This is a genomic window from Fimbriimonadaceae bacterium, assembly GCA_023957775.1.
Classification (GTDB): Bacteria; Armatimonadota; Fimbriimonadia; order Fimbriimonadales; family Fimbriimonadaceae; genus JAMLGR01.
Window position 1 is genome coordinate 151049 of sequence record JAMLGR010000006.1, and the last position, 15555, is coordinate 166603.

Here is a 15555-nt window from a genome sequence, read left to right on the forward strand (position 1 = left end):
TGCGGGCTTGGGCGTACACTGCGCCTTAACCCCGACGATGAGCGCACCCTCCGGCCTCGAACGCTTCTGGAGCCTCTCGGAATCCGACCTCCTGGACCGACTCGCCAGTTCGCGGACGGGACTGACCGCGGCCGAGGCGGCGAATAGGCTCGAGGCGATCGGGCCGAACGTGCTTGGCGAGCGCCGGCGCTCGGACGTGCCCGCGCTGCTTCTGCGCCAGTTCACGAGCCCGATCGTCCTCATCCTCATCGTGGCGGCGGTCCTCTCGTTCAGCCTCAGAGACGTCGCCGATGGCGCGATCATCCTGGGCATCGTGCTCATCAGCGGTCTGTTGGGGTTCTGGCAAGAGCGAGGCGCGGCGACCGCGGTCGAAAAGCTCCTGGCCGAGGTTGCGCTGAAGGTCCGTGTCGTCCGCGACGGACTTGAAAAAGAGCTTCCGGTGGAGCAGATCGTGCCGGGCGATGTCGTGCTGCTGACCGCGGGATCGGGCATTCCCGCGGACTGCAGGCTGCTCGAGGAGCAGGACCTCTTCGTCAACGAGGCCGCGCTGACGGGGGAGAGCTATCCGCAGGACAAGAGCCCGGGCGTCGTGCCGGCCGAAGCACCGCCGGCGGCGCGCGACTGCGCCCTCTTTCTGGGAACCCATGTGGTGAGCGGCAGCGGCCGGGCCGTGGTGGTCCTCACGGGTCGGTCCACCCAGTTCGGAGCGATCGCGGAGAGGCTCCGCGTGCGCCCGCAAGAGACGGAGTTTGAGACAGGAGTGCGGAAGTTCGGGTACCTGCTGATGCAGTTGACCCTGCTCATGGTGGTTGCGATCTTCGCGTTCAACGTGTACCTGCGGCGCCCCGTTCTCGAATCGTTTCTGTTCTCCCTCGCGCTGGCCGTCGGGCTCACCCCCCAACTGCTTCCTGCGATCATCAGCGTCAACCTCGCGCGGGGGGCGCGTCGGATGGCCGACCACCAGGTGATCGTCAAGCGGCTGGCCGCGATCGAGAACTTCGGGAGCATGAACGTGCTGTGCTCCGACAAGACCGGGACGCTGACCCAAGGGCGCGTTCGGGTCCATGCGGGTCTCGATGCCCAAGGGAACGACTCCGACACAGTCAAACTGCACGCCTTCGTGAACGCGTCCTTCGAGACCGCGTTCGCCAATCCGATCGACGAGGCCATTCGGTCCGACCTGGCGCGTCCCCTGGACGGCTGGATGAAGCTCGACGAGGTTCCTTACGACTTCGAGCGCAAACGTCTGAGTGTCTTGGCCGACCATGGGGGAGAGGTCGTGTTGGTCACCAAGGGGGCCTTGGCGAACGTGCTCGACGTGTGCACGACGGCCCTCGGCTCTGATGGGAGCGTGCTTTCCATGGCGGTCGCCAGGCCCCAGGCCGAGTCGGCGTTCGCCTCCTTGAGCGCCAGCGGCTTCCGGACCCTCGGAGTCGCGATCAAGACGATGGCCACTTCAATCCCCATCGATCGTCACTCCGAATCCGAGATGACGTTTCTGGGGATGCTCGCGCTTGCCGACCCGCCCAAGGAGGGCATCGATTCGACGATTCGGGGGTTGGAATCGCTGGGGGTCGGGCTCAAGATGATCACGGGCGACAACGCGCTGGTGGCGGGCCACGTCGCGTCCCAGGTGGGATTGAGGGAGCCCCGGGTGTTGACCGGCGCCGAACTGCAGCGATTGAGCGACGACGCCCTTCCTGCACGCGCCCAGGCCACCGATGTATTCGCCGAGATCGAGCCCAACCAGAAGGAGCGCATCATCCGCGCCCTTCGCAAGGCGGGCAACGTGGTGGGCTACATGGGGGACGGGATCAACGATGCGCCGGCACTGCATGCGGCCGACGTCGGCATCTCCGTTCAGGAAGCGGTGGACGTCGCGAAGGACGCCGCGGACATCGTGCTGCTGGAGCGCGACATGGCCGTCCTCATGGAGGGGGTGCGGGAAGGACGGGCGACGTTCGCCAACACGCTGAAGTACGTCTTCATGGCCACGAGTGCGAATTTTGGCAACATGTTCAGCATGGCGGGCGCCTCGCTGCTGCTGCCATTCCTTCCGCTTCTGCCCAAGCAGGTGTTGTTGACCAACCTGCTCACGGACGCTCCCGAACTCACGATTGCGACGGACCGCGTGGACTCCGATTGGTTGGAGCGTCCGCACCGCTGGAACATTGCCTTCATCCGGCGCTTCATGCTCACCTTCGGGTTTGTCAGCTCCGTGTTCGACTACCTCACTTTTGGCGTGCTGATCGGGTTGCTCCACGCGGGTCCGAGCGAGTTTCGCACGGGTTGGTTCGTGGAGTCCGTGGTCTCGGCGACGCTGATCGTCCTCGTGGTGAGAACGCGCGGGCCGATGGTCGCCAGCCGTCCATCCCGCCCCCTGCTGGCCGCGACGGTGTGCGTGGCCCTTGGTACGGCCGCGCTGCCCTTCACTCCCCTCGGAAGCCTCTTCGGCCTCGTCCCGCTTTCTTGGGATTTCCTTCTCCTGATGGGAGGGATCGTGGTGGGCTACGTGGCGAGTGCCGAGTTGGCCAAGCGCTGGTTCTATCGGCGCTCGGGCCGTTGAAGGAGACGGGCCCTATCGGCGTTGGAAGGTGGGTTCCTGGTTCGTCTCGGGGAGCATGCGCACCTTCGAACGGCGCGACGACGCGGTCGATTGGCTACTGAACGAGGAACGCCGCCGAACGTCACGCGGCGTTGCAGAGGTCGTTCAGGTCGTTGAGGACCCCATCGGCGTAGAGGCGCTTCAACGCCTTGACAGCCGACATGTCGAGGCGTCCCAAGAGCGCCTCGTCGACCAGGATGGAGAACGCGTCCTCTGGCGACATCGCGGGCCGGTAGCCGCGGGTGGACGTCATCGCGTCGTAGCAGTCACACACGGAAAACGCCTTGACGTAGTCCGGGATCGCGTGGCTCTTGAGGCCGTCGGGGTAGCCCGAGCCGTCCAAGCGCTCGTGGTGGCTGCGCACGATGCGCAGCACTTCCTCTTGGATGTAAACGGGTTTGAGGATGTCGAAACCGATCACGGGATGGGTCTTCACCACCTCGTACTCGGGCTCCGTCAGGGGGCCGCGTTTCCACAGAATGGTGTCGGGGATGCCGACCTTGCCGATGTCGTGGAGCGTCGCTCCGATGCGGATGGCGTCGCGCGAGTAGCGGGTGAAGAGGTCGAGTTTGGCTCCGACGAGGTCCATCATCAACGCGGTCCGAGCGCCGTGTCCCGCCGTGTAGGTGTCCCTTGCCTCCACCGCGGCGTTCAGCGCGTTGGCGGTGCAGCCGAGTTGGCGGTTGGTCTGGGTCACGAGCGACTCGATGGTTGATTTGGCCTGGTCGATTTTCCCGAGGGCGTTGGCGAGGTTGGCCTCGGTCTTGGCCATCTTCACCCTGAGCTCCATCTCGGTATTCGCGCTCTGGTGCAGGGCGACGAAGCAGGCCTTGCCGGAGGGCAACACTCCCGAGAGGATGGTCTCGCGATCGAGGAAAAGCGAGCCGTCCTTGTGACGGTTCAGCAGGGCGCCCTTCCAGGTGTGCCCCGTCCGGATGGTGTTCCAGAGGTTCTGGTAGACCGTTTCGGAGGTGTGTCCGCTTTTGAAGGTGCGGGGCGAAGCGCCGATCAGCTCCTTGCCGAGATAGCCCGTCAACTCCAGGGTCTTCTCGCTGACCGAGAGGATGGATCCATCGAGATCGGTGACGACGATACCGAGTTCGCAGTGGTCGAGGGCCCGTTCCAGGAACTCGGCCGTAAGAAGGTGTTTCATTTGAACGTCGTCTTGCTCGGTTGGCGCCGAGTCCAAAGTCATTATCGGTAGGGAGGGTCCAGATACCGAGGGAGAGCCGCGGACTCGCCACCCCGCTCCGCGACAAGAAGGGCGTTTGGCACGTGGATCGGGACATCGTTCTTGGAAAGAACATTCCCGGATATCCCGGGAACTAACCCGTCACCCTGGCAAATTTACTGGCTTTTGAGCCGGGTGCCCAGCGGGACGGCATCCGCCATAACGCCCCCTTAGCAATGGTGCTGGGTATGTTTCAATCCAGCGGGCATCCCGCGCAAAAAGGAGGAGAAGCATGAAGACCATCTGGATTCCACTACTTGCCATCGCGGCTTGCGCCGCTCAGGCCCAGTACTCGGCCGAGGCTTTCGACAACGCCACGGTCCAACCCGCGGGGCCACGCGGCGGATCAAGCGGGAAGGCCTTCCTCAACATCGAAGGCAACAACAACGGGACGTTTGCGAGCTTCGGCGTCTTGGACTTCAACGCCAACGATCTGGGCATCGGCGGTTCGGTGTCCGACGTGACGGCTTTGAGCCTGGACCTCTACGATGCCCCCGCCGGATTCTCGGCCGCCGGGAACGTGAATTTCTGGCTCACCGAAGCGACCGGCGTGGACATCCAGCCCGGGTCGAGCCCGCTGATCTTTGACGCGGGATCGCTGCCCGACGGCGTCGGCAATCAGCTCAACCCGCTCCACGCGTTGGGAAGCGGGACCTACACGCCCGGGACGTTGGGAGACCTGCTGTCCTACTCGTTGACGCTGGACGCGTCATCGAAGGCGTACCTCGTCTCGCAGATCAATGGTGGAGGGACGATCCGCCTCCTGGTGACCCCAGGCGAGGATGGGGTGGCCGCCACGTACACGGGGTACACGAACACAGGCGCCCCGCACCCGACGCTCAACGTCGATGCGACGCCCGTTCCCGAGCCTGCCAGCATGCTCGCCCTCGGCCTCGGCCTCGCTGCGATCGGCGCCCGTCGCCGCCGCAAGTAAGGTCGACCTCGCGCCTGTCGGGCCGTCCCCCTTTTGGGGGGCGGCCCATTTGGTTTTTGGGTGGTCGTGCTCGTCCAGAATGGGGGTGCCATGTACTACATCGTCGATTCGGAGAAGTCGTTCGAGCAAGCGGCCGCCGATCTGGATGCCGCCGTGAAGCGCCACGGGTTCGGGGTGCTCCACGTCCATGACCTCGGGAACACCTTGCGGGGCAAGGGCGTGGAGTTCGCCGAAGAGTGCCGGGTCTTCGAGGTGTGCAACCCGGTGCAGGCGTCGAAGGTGTTGGCGGCGGACATGCGGATCAACATGGCCCTGCCGTGCCGAATTTCGGTGTTTTCCGAGGGGGGACGGACCAAGATCGGGCTGATCAAGCCGGTGGCCATGCTCGCCGCGTTGTCCGACGATCCCGCGTTGGCGACGGTCGCACGCGAAGTTGAGGAGCAGACGATTCAGATGGTGGACGAGGCCAAATAGGGGAAGAACCTATCATTTTTGCCAGGTCCCAGCCCTTTACAGGGCGGTGCAGTTCATTTAGAATTGGAGGAGACTTTGGTTGGTCGGCGAATGGCGACCGTTTGGAGCTTGAAAGAAATGGGAACTGAACGTTGTCGAGTTGGGAGGGTTTTGGTTTGCGCAAGCATGGTCTTGGCTTGTGCGGTGCCGGCTTCGGCGGCCCTGAGCCTCTACAGCAACAAGACGGACTTCCTCAACGACACCGGTGCGTCGGCCGCGACGACGATTCCTTCGTCGACGCTGACTTCAGCGGGCTTCTCGAGTGGATCGCTGAGCTTTGCCTTGGCCGGTGGCGCCTCCAACTTCATCGTCGACGAGTGGACGACCCGTCTTGCCGACCACGAGTTGGCCATCAGCGGCACCGAGGAGTTCAACGTCACGGTCAACTCCGGCCTGGTCTACTCCTTCGGCTTCGATTTCGTCGAGCCCGAGAACGATCCCAACGTCAACGCGACCTTTGTGGAGTCGACCTTTACGGTGACCCTTTTGAACGGGGCCTCGACTGTCGACTCTTTTCAGTTTGCCCGGCCGAACGACTCGGCTGAGTTTGTTGGAGTTTGGGCCGACGCGGCGTTCGACCGTGTCCAGGTCCGCGAGACGATCGGTGGAATCGACAATGAGTTTTTCGGCCAGTTTTACACGGGCACTTCGGCACCGGTACCCGAGCCGTGCACCCTTGCCTTCGCGGCGTTGGTGATCCCGGTGATGCGGCGACGCATCGCCCGCCGTCGGTCGGCTTAGTCTTCCAAGGCCTCCACTCGGTCCGCGATTCGGTCGGCTCCGAGAGCCCGCAGCGCTTGCGCGCCCGAGCGCCAGTCGGGCCCCTTGTTTGGAAGGGACACGGCGACTTCGGAGCGCATCCTGACGACCTCGCGGAAAAGCAGCGCGCGTTCGGCATCTTCGGGTCGGGACCAGTTCGCGATCACCCCTTCCAGCGTTCCGTGCTGAAGGAGGAGAGACGCCGCGCCTTTTGGTCCTATGCCGCGGATGCCGGGGATCTTGTCCGAGGGGTCGCCGCAGAGCGCCTTGAAGTCGGGCACCTGCTCAGGCAAGACGCCGAAGCGCCGGACGACTCCGGCGGGATCGATACGGTCCAACACGGGGGTGCCGCGTTTCGGAGCGAGCACCGTCACCTGGTCGGTGACCAGTTGGTAGGCGTCCTTGTCCATCGTGAAGACGAGGCACGACCCGCCGGCGTCCACCTCGGCGGCTGCGGCCGCGGCGATCAGATCGTCCGCCTCATATCCCGCCGCTTTGCCGACTCCGAACCCAAAGGCGCGGCACAGATCGGGAAGTTGCCCGAGTTGATGGACGATGGACGGTTCGAACTCGCGCCCGGTTTGGTAGGGGGGCCACAGCGCGCTGCGGTAGGTGTCTACTCCCAGCGTGTCCCAGGCTACGAACACTCCGCGCGGTCGCTCTTCGCTCCAAACGCGCTGCAGCATGCTGACCCACCCGACGATCGCGTTGAGGGGTTCGCCGTCCTTGCCCGCCACCGATTTGGGTGTGGAGTGGTAGGCGCGGTGGGCCAGGTTGTCGCCATCGACGATGAGCAGGGGTGGGGACATTTCCCATTATGGGATCGGAGCATATTTCCTGGCCCCCATTGATTTACCGGGGTCGACCTCCTACACTGCCATCAGACTCTGATTGGAGGAGATCCCCATGCTATTGGAAGGAAATGACATTCGTTCGTTGAAAGGCGAGATCGCCGGAGAGGTGATTCAACCGGGCGATTCAACCTACGACGAAGCGCGAACGATTTGGAACGCCATGATCGACAAACGGCCCGCGGTCATCGTGCGGTGCAGCGGCACGGCCGACGTCGTTCAAGCGGTTGATTTCGCACGCCGACACGGGTTGGCGCTGGCGGTCCGCGGAGGCGGGCACAACATCGCGGGAAGCGCGCTTTGCGACGAGGGGCTCGTCGTCGACCTCAGCAAAATGCGCGGGGTCCATGTCGATCCAACGCTCCGGCGAGCCGAAGTCGAGGGGGGCGCGACGCTGGGCAACCTTGATGCCGCGACCTTGGCGCATGGCTTGGCCACGCCGGTAGGCATCAATTCGACGACGGGCGTCGCAGGGCTCACCCTCGGCGGAGGCTTCGGTTGGCTGAGCCGAAAACACGGGATGACCGTCGACAACCTTGTCGCGGCAGAGGTCGTGACCGCCGACGGAAGGGTGGTGCGGGCGAGCGCCGAGGCCCATCCGGACCTCTTCTGGGCCTTGCGCGGCGGAGGTGGCAACTTTGGCGTGGTCACGCGGTTCGAGTTCGAGTTGCACCCAGTCGGGCCGGACATCCTCACGGGATTGATCGTCTATCCGATCGCGCAGGCGAAGTCCGTGCTCCAGCAGTACAGGGATTTCGTCGCGGGCGCGCCGAACGAACTTTCTGTTTGGACCGTGTTGCGGCAGGCCCCTCCGTTGCCGTTCCTTCCCGAGGAGGTGCACGGCACGGAAGTGATCGTGCTCGCCTTCGCTTACATGGGAGACCCCGAGGAGGGGGAGCGCCTGATCGCCCCGCTCCACAGTTTCGGGACGTCGGTTGGCGCGTTCGTGGGAGTGCAACCGTACGTGAACTGGCAGCAGGCCTTCGACCCGTTGCTCACGCCCGGCGCCCGCAACTACTGGAAGTCGCACAACTTCGCGACGCTCGCCGATGGCTTGTTCGACGAGGTCGTGGACGCCATCTTGAACCTGCCTTCGCCCCAGTGCGAGATCTTCTTCGGAGGCATCGGAGGAGCGACGGCAACCCCCGCCGTGGATGCGACCGCCTACCCGCACCGCAACGCACAGTACGTGATGAACGTGCACGGACGGTGGGATGCGGCGGCAGACGACGAGCGGTGCATCGCGTGGGCCCGAGGGTTCTTCAGGGCCGCCGAACCCTATGCGGACGGCGGAGTGTACGTCAACTTCCTGACCGAGGAAGAGACGGACCGGGTGAAGGCGGCCTACGGCGCGAACTACGATCGCCTCGCCAGGGTGAAGCGCGAGTACGACCCGGAGAACCTGTTCCGAACGAACCAGAACATCCAACCGGCGTAACACGCGAGCCCCTCGCCCCGCCGGGGGTGAGGGGCCTCGCCGGAAGGTGCAGTGATGGCCAAGGCGAAACGAACGAAGGGCCGGGGTGGATATGTGTTCTTCAAAGAACTCGGGGGGGCGGCTCGGCGCTCAGATCTTAGCAAGACCGCCCGTGTGCTCCTTGAACAGGGTTTCGTGCGCGGGCGGGTACTGGACTACGGGTGCGGTCACGGGTTCGACGCGGACGCTCACGGTTGGGGCGCGTTCGACCCGTACTACCGCCCAACGCCGCCTACCGGCCCCTACGATACGATCGTGGTGAACCACGTCGCGAACGTGCTCACACGATTTGCGCGCCAGAAACTCTTTGCGGATGTCGATGCGCTCCTCGCGGACGGTGGTGTCGCGTACCTATCGGTGGCCCGCAACATCCCGCTGGGAGGGAAGATGGGTGCGCGCCGTCGGATCCAGAACCATGTGGTACTCACACTGACCTCCGTCTTTTGCGATCAAGAGGAGGAGATCTATGCGATGCCCAAAGGGGTGGTCTTTCAGGACCTTACGCGGGAGTTTGAAGAGAGGCTGTAGGGTCCAAAGTACACTCGCATTCAGCAATGGGTGTGATTCGCTCGCTCCACGCCAGGTTTCAGAGGTGGCTCGTCGAGGGCGGGGTGGCAGTGGAATATCGCGGGATCAAACTGTGCCAGCTGATCGCCGGCGGCGGTTGTCCTGACGAGTTTGTCTTTTGGACGAAGCTCGCGCTTGATCTCGTCGAATCAGCGGACCCGCGGAGAATGGCGCGCATCCAAAGGGAACTCGACTACATCGTCGATACCGAACTGTCTAGTCTGGCGAGTTACACTGCCGGGAGGATCTGCAATGTCGACTTCACGAAGTTCGAGGTTGCGCGGCAACCTGAATGGCTCTTGCCGATGTATGCCTCTTCGATCATTCACGAGGCGACGCATGGGACTCTCTATGCAAGAGGGTTGCCCTACACGAAAAGGAACCGACTCCGAATCGAGCGCATCTGTCGAGCCGAGGAAAATCGGTTCCTATCCCAGGTTAGCACGCGTTGGGGCGAGAACCTTCGGAGGCCCTTTGATCCTGGAGACTGGAAGCGGAAGTCGCGAGTCGCGCGCGCAAGGAGTTTGTGGAGGAGCATCCAGGCCAATAGAACCAAGGCGAGTCGATCGTGGGGCGCGCGAGCGAGACTTGAAATCCTGGGCGCTGAGGCGTCCAATGGAGTGTTCCTTGCCACCGTGCGGGCACTTTTCGACGAGCAACCCAAGCTGTATCGATTTCGACTTGGAGTCGAAGGTTACGAGGCTCTAGGCCGCCTCTTAGATGTGTCTGTGAGCCGCCCGGTCGGTTCTGGCCCGGATCGTTTCCTCTTCATCGGGGCGTTGCCGAATCCCCTGAATGCTGGGAACCAAAAGGCAGCGGTGCGGGTCGTGCGAGGCGACACTTCCCACCTCGTAGCCGTTCGAATGCCCTTAGATCTGATCGAGCACCTGTCGTGGTTTGCAGAGCTTAGAGATCCTGGCCTGGCGGCAGAGTGGGAGGTGGACAATGCGTGAAACGAGGACGACGACTCTGCAGGCCCGTTGAGCGGGAGCCCTTCATCCCCCGCTTGGCCCCGGGTATAAGGGCGGAAATGGCCAACACCGATATCGGAGCGCCCACCGACGCCAATGGACTCGTCCACGTTCAACCGGGCGCGGTCGTCAGCAACACGCTCGCCAAAGGCACATTGGGGTGGTCCATTCGGAGACACCGTTCAAGACGGATGCTTGTGATGGTTCGGGAGCCAAGGGGGTCGGGCGATGGCCGATGAGACGATCCTCCGCACGGTGACCGTGATGCCCGTCACGGACGTGGTGGAAGCGGCCGGCTGGTACAAGAGCGCCCTCGGCTTTGAGCTGCGATGGCTCAAGGAGGGTGGCGAGCTGCCGCCCAACTACGCGGTTTTGGAGCGCGACGGCGTGCAGGTCCACCTCATCCTGGACGAAGACCCGAGGCCGCAACCGGAGTGGCTGCGGGCGGGGCGGGGCTACCTCTATCTGCAGGTTCGCGACGTGGAGAGCCTCTACTCCGGCGCAAGAAGCTCTGGAGTGGTGCGCGGGATCGAGACCGAACCGTGGGGGGCTCGGGCCTTCTTGTTGGAAGACCCCAGCGGCAACTCGGTGCGGGTCGAAGAACCCGCCCAGTGACGGGGATGCTGGAACCGGTTCTTCGGGCTGCAGAAGACGCCGACGTCCGGCCGTTGGCGGACCTTGCCCGGGCGACCTATGCCCAGGCGTTTGGACACAGTTTCGAAGGCGCCGATCTGCAGGCGCACCTCGATGCGCACCTGTCGGATGCGTGTGTGGCGCGGTGGCTCGCAGAGACCGTGGTTTGGGTTGCCCAATCGCGAGGGGGACTGGTTGGTTACGTGCAGTGCGGCGCGTCCTCGCGCGACGGTCGGGAGTGGGTGCTCCACCGGCTCTACGTCCGACAGGAACACCAGCGCCAGGGCTTGGGCACGAGGTTGCTCGAAGCAGCCCTCGCCCATCCCGGGATGCGCGAAGCCGGGCGAATCACGCTGGAGGTCTGGGAGCACAATCCCGGCGCCCGCAAGCTCTACGAGCGCTACGGGTTCCGAGTGGTCGGGCGCCGCGAGTTTCCCGTCGCCTCAGGCTTGGAGACGAGCGACGAGCTGGTGATGGAGCGCTTGCGAAGGGCTTTCTACCCTCCCGACCAGTCCGTGCCAGGCGAGACGCGGACAGGGCGCCTCGCGCTTCGGCCGCTTTTGGCGTCGGACGTCGTGCGGGACTATGAGGCGGTGATGGCCAGCGCGCCCATGCTGCGCGAGTGGAGCCGCAGCCCGTGGCCGGCCGACGACTTCACGATCGGCGAGAACCTCGAGGACTTGGAGCGGCACGAGCGGGAGCACGTTTCGCGCGAAGCGTTCACTTTCACGGTGGTTGCCCCAGAAGGGGAGACCTGCCTCGGGTGCGTGTATCTCCAGCCCCTGCCTCCGCCCCTTTGGCCGCTGGCGGCTGGAGCGGAGCGGCCGGTGCAAGTGGGGTTCTGGATTCGGAGCGACGCCCAAGCCAACGGGCTGGAATCCCATCTGCTCGAGGTCTTGGAGACGTGGCTCGAATCCGAGTGGGCGTTCGACCGACCTCTGTTTCCCGCAACCGATCGGCAGGCGGCCATCCTCGAATCCGCGGGAATGAAGCAGCTCGGTGCCGTGGGCCCCAAGCCAGGTTGGCGCGTGTTCGCACGGGTATAAGTCCCGCATGGCCGAACTGAAGACCCAGCCGAATGAAGCCAGCGTCGGAGCGTTTCTCGATTCGATCGAGGACGAGAGGCGTCGTGCGGATTGTCGAGATCTCGTCGAGCTGATGGGCGCCATCACGGGGGAAAAGCCCAAGATGTGGGGCACGAGCATCGTGGGGTTCGGCAGCTACCACTACAAGTACGCGAGCGGGCGCGAGGGCGACTGGTTCGTGACCGGATTCGCGCCGCGCAAGAACGACCTCACGCTTTACATCATGAGCGGCTTCGAGCCTCACGGGGAGCTGATGGCGAAGCTCGGCAAGCACAAGACGGGCAAGGGTTGCCTCTATGTGAAGTCGCTTGAGGCTGTCGATCGCAAGGTCCTGGAGCGCCTGATCAGGGCCTCGATCACCCACGTCCGATCCCTTTACGGTTAGGCTGGACTTATGGCGGCGATTCTTCAGAACCACTACGTGCTGGCGGTCCACGACGTCAAGCGGTCGGCAGCGTTCTACGTCGATAAGTTGGGCTTCGAGGTGCATTTGGAGCCGCCGGGCTGGATCTTCGTGAAGCTTGACTCGGTGATGATCATGTTGGGCGAGTGCCCCGACGATATGCCGGCCCATGAGTTGGGGTGCCACAGCTACTTCGCGTACTTGCAGGTCGACGACGCGGACGCTTGGTTCGAAGCGCTGAGCGCGAAAGGTGTGGAGTTCACGCAACGCATTGCGGACAAGCCATGGGACATGCGCGAGTTCGGGATTCGAACCCCAGACGGACATCGGATCATGATCGGCCACTCGTTGGAGGGTCGTTCCTGACGTGGGTCCCGGACTGCCGTTCGAAACCGACCGTCTGGTGCTACGGGCGCCGTCGCCAGATCACGCCCCGGCTCTTCAGGAGGCGATCGAGGAGTCCTTCGAAGCGCTCCACCCGTGGATGCCCTGGGCGGTGAAACTCCAGACCTTTGAGGAGACGCTGGACTTCCTGGCCCGGTCCGAGCGGCAGTTCGAAGCGGACGAGAACTACATCGTCCTCGGCTTCCTCCGCGAGAGCGGCCGGTTTGTGCTCGGAACCGGCCTGCACCCAAGGGACCGCGACGTGCCCTCGTACGAGATCGGCTACTGGTGCCGATCCTCGCTCCAAGGAAACGGCTACGTTGTGGAAGCGGTGAACGCCCTGGCGGCTCTCGGATTGGGGCTGATGGGCGCCCGACGCCTCGAGATTCGTTGCGATGCGAACAATGTCGCCAGCGCGCGGGTGGCGACAAGGGCAGGGTTCGAACACGAGGCGACGCTCCGACGCGAGCGGGTGGCCAACGACGGAACGCTCTCGGACACCCTGATCTTCGCGAAACTGGCGTAGTTCCGGAGCATGATAGGACATGAGGTACGCGGCGTTCCTTCGAGCCATCAACGTGGGGGGGCGCAACGTGCCCATGGCTCGGCTGAAGGCGATCTTGGAGTCGCTCGGACTGCGGGATGTGCGCACGGTCATCGCGAGCGGCAACGTCGTGTTCGAGACCGACGACTCGAACGTCAAACGAATCGAGGTGAGGATCGAGAGGGCCCTTCACGACGCCGTGGGTTGGGTGGCGGACACCTTTGTGCGAACGCCCGAGGAGTTGAGGGGCGCCATCGCAGCGTGCCCGTTCTCGGCGTCCGAGATCGAAGGCTCGGGCGCTTACGTGATCGCGTTCTTGCACGAGGAGCCCGAGCCCGAGGTGCAAGCGCGACTCGAGGGGCTTGAGTCCGATGCCGATCGCTTGGTCGTCCGAGGGCGAGAGCTTTACTGGTTGTGCGCGACTCGGCAAAGCGATTCCAAGTTCTCCAACGCGGTGCTCGAGAGGGTTCTTGGGAACCGGGCGACGATGCGGGGGCTTCCGACCCTCGAGAGAGTGTTGGCGATGTTAGGTGGCGATTAGCCATGGCCGTCGCCTCCGGATGCCATCGGCTGTTCGTGGGGTGCCCCCTCCCATCGGGCATCGCCGCCGAGGTGCATCGATGGGCAGTCGGCGCCGGGCTGGGGCCGGAGGCGCGGCTCGTCCCCGCCGAGCGGCTGCACGTGACGCTTCTGTTCTATCCGAGCGTGTCGGATGCCGATCTCCCCTTTCTGTCCGGCCTGGTTCGCGAGACCGTTTGGGCGCCCATCGGGGTGGCCTCAGGCCCGGTCGAGCGCTTCTCGATGTCCGCTCTGGCACTGGTGCTGAAGCCCGATGAGGAGGTCGAGCGGGCGCTGCTGGATCGAATGGGCGGGCGCGTGTCTCCCGACGATCCCTTGTGCCAACTCGTTTGCCGGCTCGGAGATGCGGAGATGGAGCGCTTTCGCCGGACACTGCGGCGAGGTATGCGTTGGCACGTGACGATCGCCAGGCTGGCCCCCGGGGGCTCGGTCACGAGCCCGCCTCAGCCCCCCAAATGGTCGTTCGCGTTGGATCGACTCGTGCTCTTTGAGAGCCGACTCGGCGCGGGCGGGTCGCGGTACACCCCCCTTGCCGAATCGGGTTGAGCCCGTGTCAGCCCCGGTAGAACTTGCGCACGTCCTCTTGCAGCCGTTCGAGGGAGGGTTCGTGGATGTACATCATGTGCCCCGCCTCGTACTCGCCTGTCGAGATGTTGTCCCGAAGCGAGGGGTCGAGGCCCATGTGCGCCAGGGTGTACTGCGTTGCGAAGTAGGGCGTGGCGAGGTCGTAGAAACCTGACGCGATGAACACGCGCATGTAGGGGTTCTTGCTGAAGGCCGCCCGAAGCGCCTCGCTCGTGTCCGGGTGGCCGTCGCCCGCCTTGCCCCAGTCCCAGACCTCCCACAGCTTCCGCTCGCCACCCAGGATGTGATAGGGCGCGTCGGTCTTGTAGCCGAGGTCGCGCCGCACGTGGTCGTTGAACATCGCCGTGTATGGCGGACGGATCGCGCTCATCGCCGGATCGTGTTGGGGCGATTCGCCGGAGGCGTCTGAATCGATGCCCTTGAAGCGGCTGTCGAGGCGCCCGACGGTGCGGCGCTCGTGGCGCATGAGCTCCTTGCAGAACTTGTGGATGTTGATCCGCAGGTCGGTGGACAGACAGTAATCCACGCTGAGGCCCGTGTAGCGGGCGAGCTTCTTCGCGATGGAGGTTCGCTCGCGATCGGTCAGCGTGTCGCCCTTGGCCAGAGCCAGGGTGTACTCGCCTGCCGCCCACGCCTCGACCTCTTTCAGAGTCGCCGCGAGGTCCGTTTGGAGATCCTGCGTCAGCCGGCCGTGGTACCAGGCGGTGGCGGTGTAGGTGGGCAAGAAGAGGATGTACGGCAGGTCGTTGCCCTTGTTGAATCGGGCTGTTTGGAAATTCAGAATCGACGAGACCAGCACGATGCCGTTGAACGCCACGCCGAGATCGATCAGGTGGCCCGCCAGTCCGGCGGCGCGGGTCGTGCCGTAGCTCTCGCCCACGAGATACAGCGGAGAAGCCCACCGCTCGTAGCGCGACAGAAAGAGACGGATGAACTCGCCGACGGACTCGACATCCCCCTTCAGGCCCCAGAACTTCTCGCCCAACTCCTTGTTCGCGGGCCGGCTGTAGCCGGTGCCCACCGGGTCGATGAACACGAGGTCGGTGTGCTGAAGCCACGTGTGCGGATTGTCCACGAGTTCGTAGGGAGGAGGAGGGAGGCCGCCGTCCTCCAACATCTTCACGCGCTTGGGACCGACGGCCCCCAGATGCAGCCACACGGACGAGGAGCCCGGACCGCCGTTGAACGAGAACGTGAGGGGCCTGGAGGACCGCCCGCCCTTCTTGCGGTACGCCACGAAGAACACCCCCGCTTCGACCTCGCCGGTGTCGCTCTTGAGCGGCAACATGCCTGTGGTCGCCGTGTACTCGAACGGCTTGCCGTCGATCTCGATCTTGTGGTGGGTGACGATCGGTTCGGATTCGGTATCGAGGGGGTAGGTTTCGGGCTTCTTCTCGTCGGGGGCCTTCGGGTTCTCTGCCATGGTGTCCCAGT

General features: G+C 64.2%; 17 protein-coding genes. 14 read left to right on the forward strand and 3 right to left on the reverse strand.

Features of this window, described 5'->3' with window-relative positions:
* The first annotated feature begins 37 nt into the window (after positions 1-37).
* On the forward strand, positions 38-2566 hold the full coding sequence (gene mgtA, locus M9921_07025; protein ID MCO5296591.1) for a magnesium-translocating P-type ATPase: 2529 nt from the start codon (positions 38-40) through the stop codon (positions 2564-2566).
* 121 nt (positions 2567-2687) lie between these two features.
* On the opposite strand, the gene M9921_07030 is transcribed toward mgtA, so the two are convergent.
* On the reverse strand, positions 2688-3758 hold the full coding sequence (locus M9921_07030) for an HD domain-containing protein (GenBank protein MCO5296592.1): 1071 nt from the start codon (positions 3756-3758) through the stop codon (positions 2688-2690).
* 310 nt (positions 3759-4068) lie between these two features.
* On the opposite strand from M9921_07030, the gene M9921_07035 reads away from it, so the two are divergent.
* The 3 genes from M9921_07035 to M9921_07045 all read left to right on the forward strand — a co-directional run bounded on the left by M9921_07035 (position 4069) and on the right by M9921_07045 (position 6024).
* Positions 4069-4770: a PEP-CTERM sorting domain-containing protein gene (locus M9921_07035; protein MCO5296593.1), complete on the forward strand. Its 702-nt coding sequence runs from the start codon at positions 4069-4071 to the stop codon at positions 4768-4770.
* Positions 4771-4860: 90 nt separating this feature from the next.
* Positions 4861-5244: a DUF302 domain-containing protein gene (locus M9921_07040; protein MCO5296594.1), complete on the forward strand. Its 384-nt coding sequence runs from the start codon at positions 4861-4863 to the stop codon at positions 5242-5244.
* Between the two features lie 165 nt (positions 5245-5409).
* Complete coding sequence (locus M9921_07045) at positions 5410-6024, forward strand: hypothetical protein (protein MCO5296595.1); 615 nt, start codon at positions 5410-5412, stop codon at positions 6022-6024.
* Here M9921_07045 and M9921_07050 read toward each other — a convergent pair.
* A complete protein-coding gene (locus M9921_07050; protein MCO5296596.1) occupies positions 6021-6851 on the reverse strand; it encodes a hypothetical protein in 831 nt (276 codons plus the stop codon). The genes M9921_07045 and M9921_07050 overlap by 4 nt on opposite strands.
* Positions 6852-6978: 127 nt before the next feature.
* On the opposite strand from M9921_07050, the gene M9921_07055 reads away from it, so the two are divergent.
* The 10 genes from M9921_07055 to M9921_07100 all read left to right on the forward strand — a co-directional run bounded on the left by M9921_07055 (position 6979) and on the right by M9921_07100 (position 14082).
* The gene (locus M9921_07055) at positions 6979-8331 is read left to right on the forward strand and encodes an FAD-binding oxidoreductase (protein MCO5296597.1); all 1353 of its coding nucleotides are present in this window, start codon (positions 6979-6981) and stop codon (positions 8329-8331) included.
* A 54-nt stretch (positions 8332-8385) separates the two neighbouring features.
* The gene (locus M9921_07060) at positions 8386-8898 is read left to right on the forward strand and encodes a class I SAM-dependent methyltransferase (protein MCO5296598.1); all 513 of its coding nucleotides are present in this window, start codon (positions 8386-8388) and stop codon (positions 8896-8898) included.
* A 26-nt stretch (positions 8899-8924) separates the two neighbouring features.
* The gene (locus M9921_07065) at positions 8925-9890 is read left to right on the forward strand and encodes a hypothetical protein (GenBank protein ID MCO5296599.1); all 966 of its coding nucleotides are present in this window, start codon (positions 8925-8927) and stop codon (positions 9888-9890) included.
* Between the two features lie 246 nt (positions 9891-10136).
* The gene (locus tag M9921_07070; protein MCO5296600.1) at positions 10137-10523 is read left to right on the forward strand and encodes a glyoxalase superfamily protein; all 387 of its coding nucleotides are present in this window, start codon (positions 10137-10139) and stop codon (positions 10521-10523) included.
* 5 nt (positions 10524-10528) lie between these two features.
* Positions 10529-11587 (forward strand): GNAT family N-acetyltransferase, encoded by a 1059-nt coding sequence (locus M9921_07075; GenBank protein MCO5296601.1) that lies wholly within the window; start codon positions 10529-10531, stop codon positions 11585-11587.
* A gap of 7 nt (positions 11588-11594) precedes the next feature.
* Entirely contained in the window at positions 11595-12011 is a 417-nt protein-coding gene (locus tag M9921_07080; GenBank protein MCO5296602.1) for a DUF1801 domain-containing protein, read from the forward strand.
* A gap of 9 nt (positions 12012-12020) precedes the next feature.
* Complete coding sequence (locus M9921_07085) at positions 12021-12395, forward strand: VOC family protein (protein MCO5296603.1); 375 nt, start codon at positions 12021-12023, stop codon at positions 12393-12395.
* 1 nt (position 12396) lies between these two features.
* A complete protein-coding gene (locus M9921_07090) occupies positions 12397-12939 on the forward strand; it encodes a GNAT family N-acetyltransferase (protein MCO5296604.1) in 543 nt (180 codons plus the stop codon).
* A 19-nt stretch (positions 12940-12958) separates the two neighbouring features.
* On the forward strand, positions 12959-13498 hold the full coding sequence (locus tag M9921_07095; protein ID MCO5296605.1) for a DUF1697 domain-containing protein: 540 nt from the start codon (positions 12959-12961) through the stop codon (positions 13496-13498).
* A gap of 2 nt (positions 13499-13500) precedes the next feature.
* Entirely contained in the window at positions 13501-14082 is a 582-nt protein-coding gene (locus M9921_07100) for a hypothetical protein (protein ID MCO5296606.1), read from the forward strand.
* Positions 14083-14089: 7 nt separating this feature from the next.
* Here the strand turns inward: M9921_07100 and M9921_07105 are convergent, their stop codons facing one another.
* Positions 14090-15544, reverse strand: coding sequence for a hypothetical protein (locus tag M9921_07105; GenBank protein ID MCO5296607.1), 1455 nt, complete (start codon positions 15542-15544; stop codon positions 14090-14092).
* Positions 15545-15555: the final 11 nt, after the last annotated feature.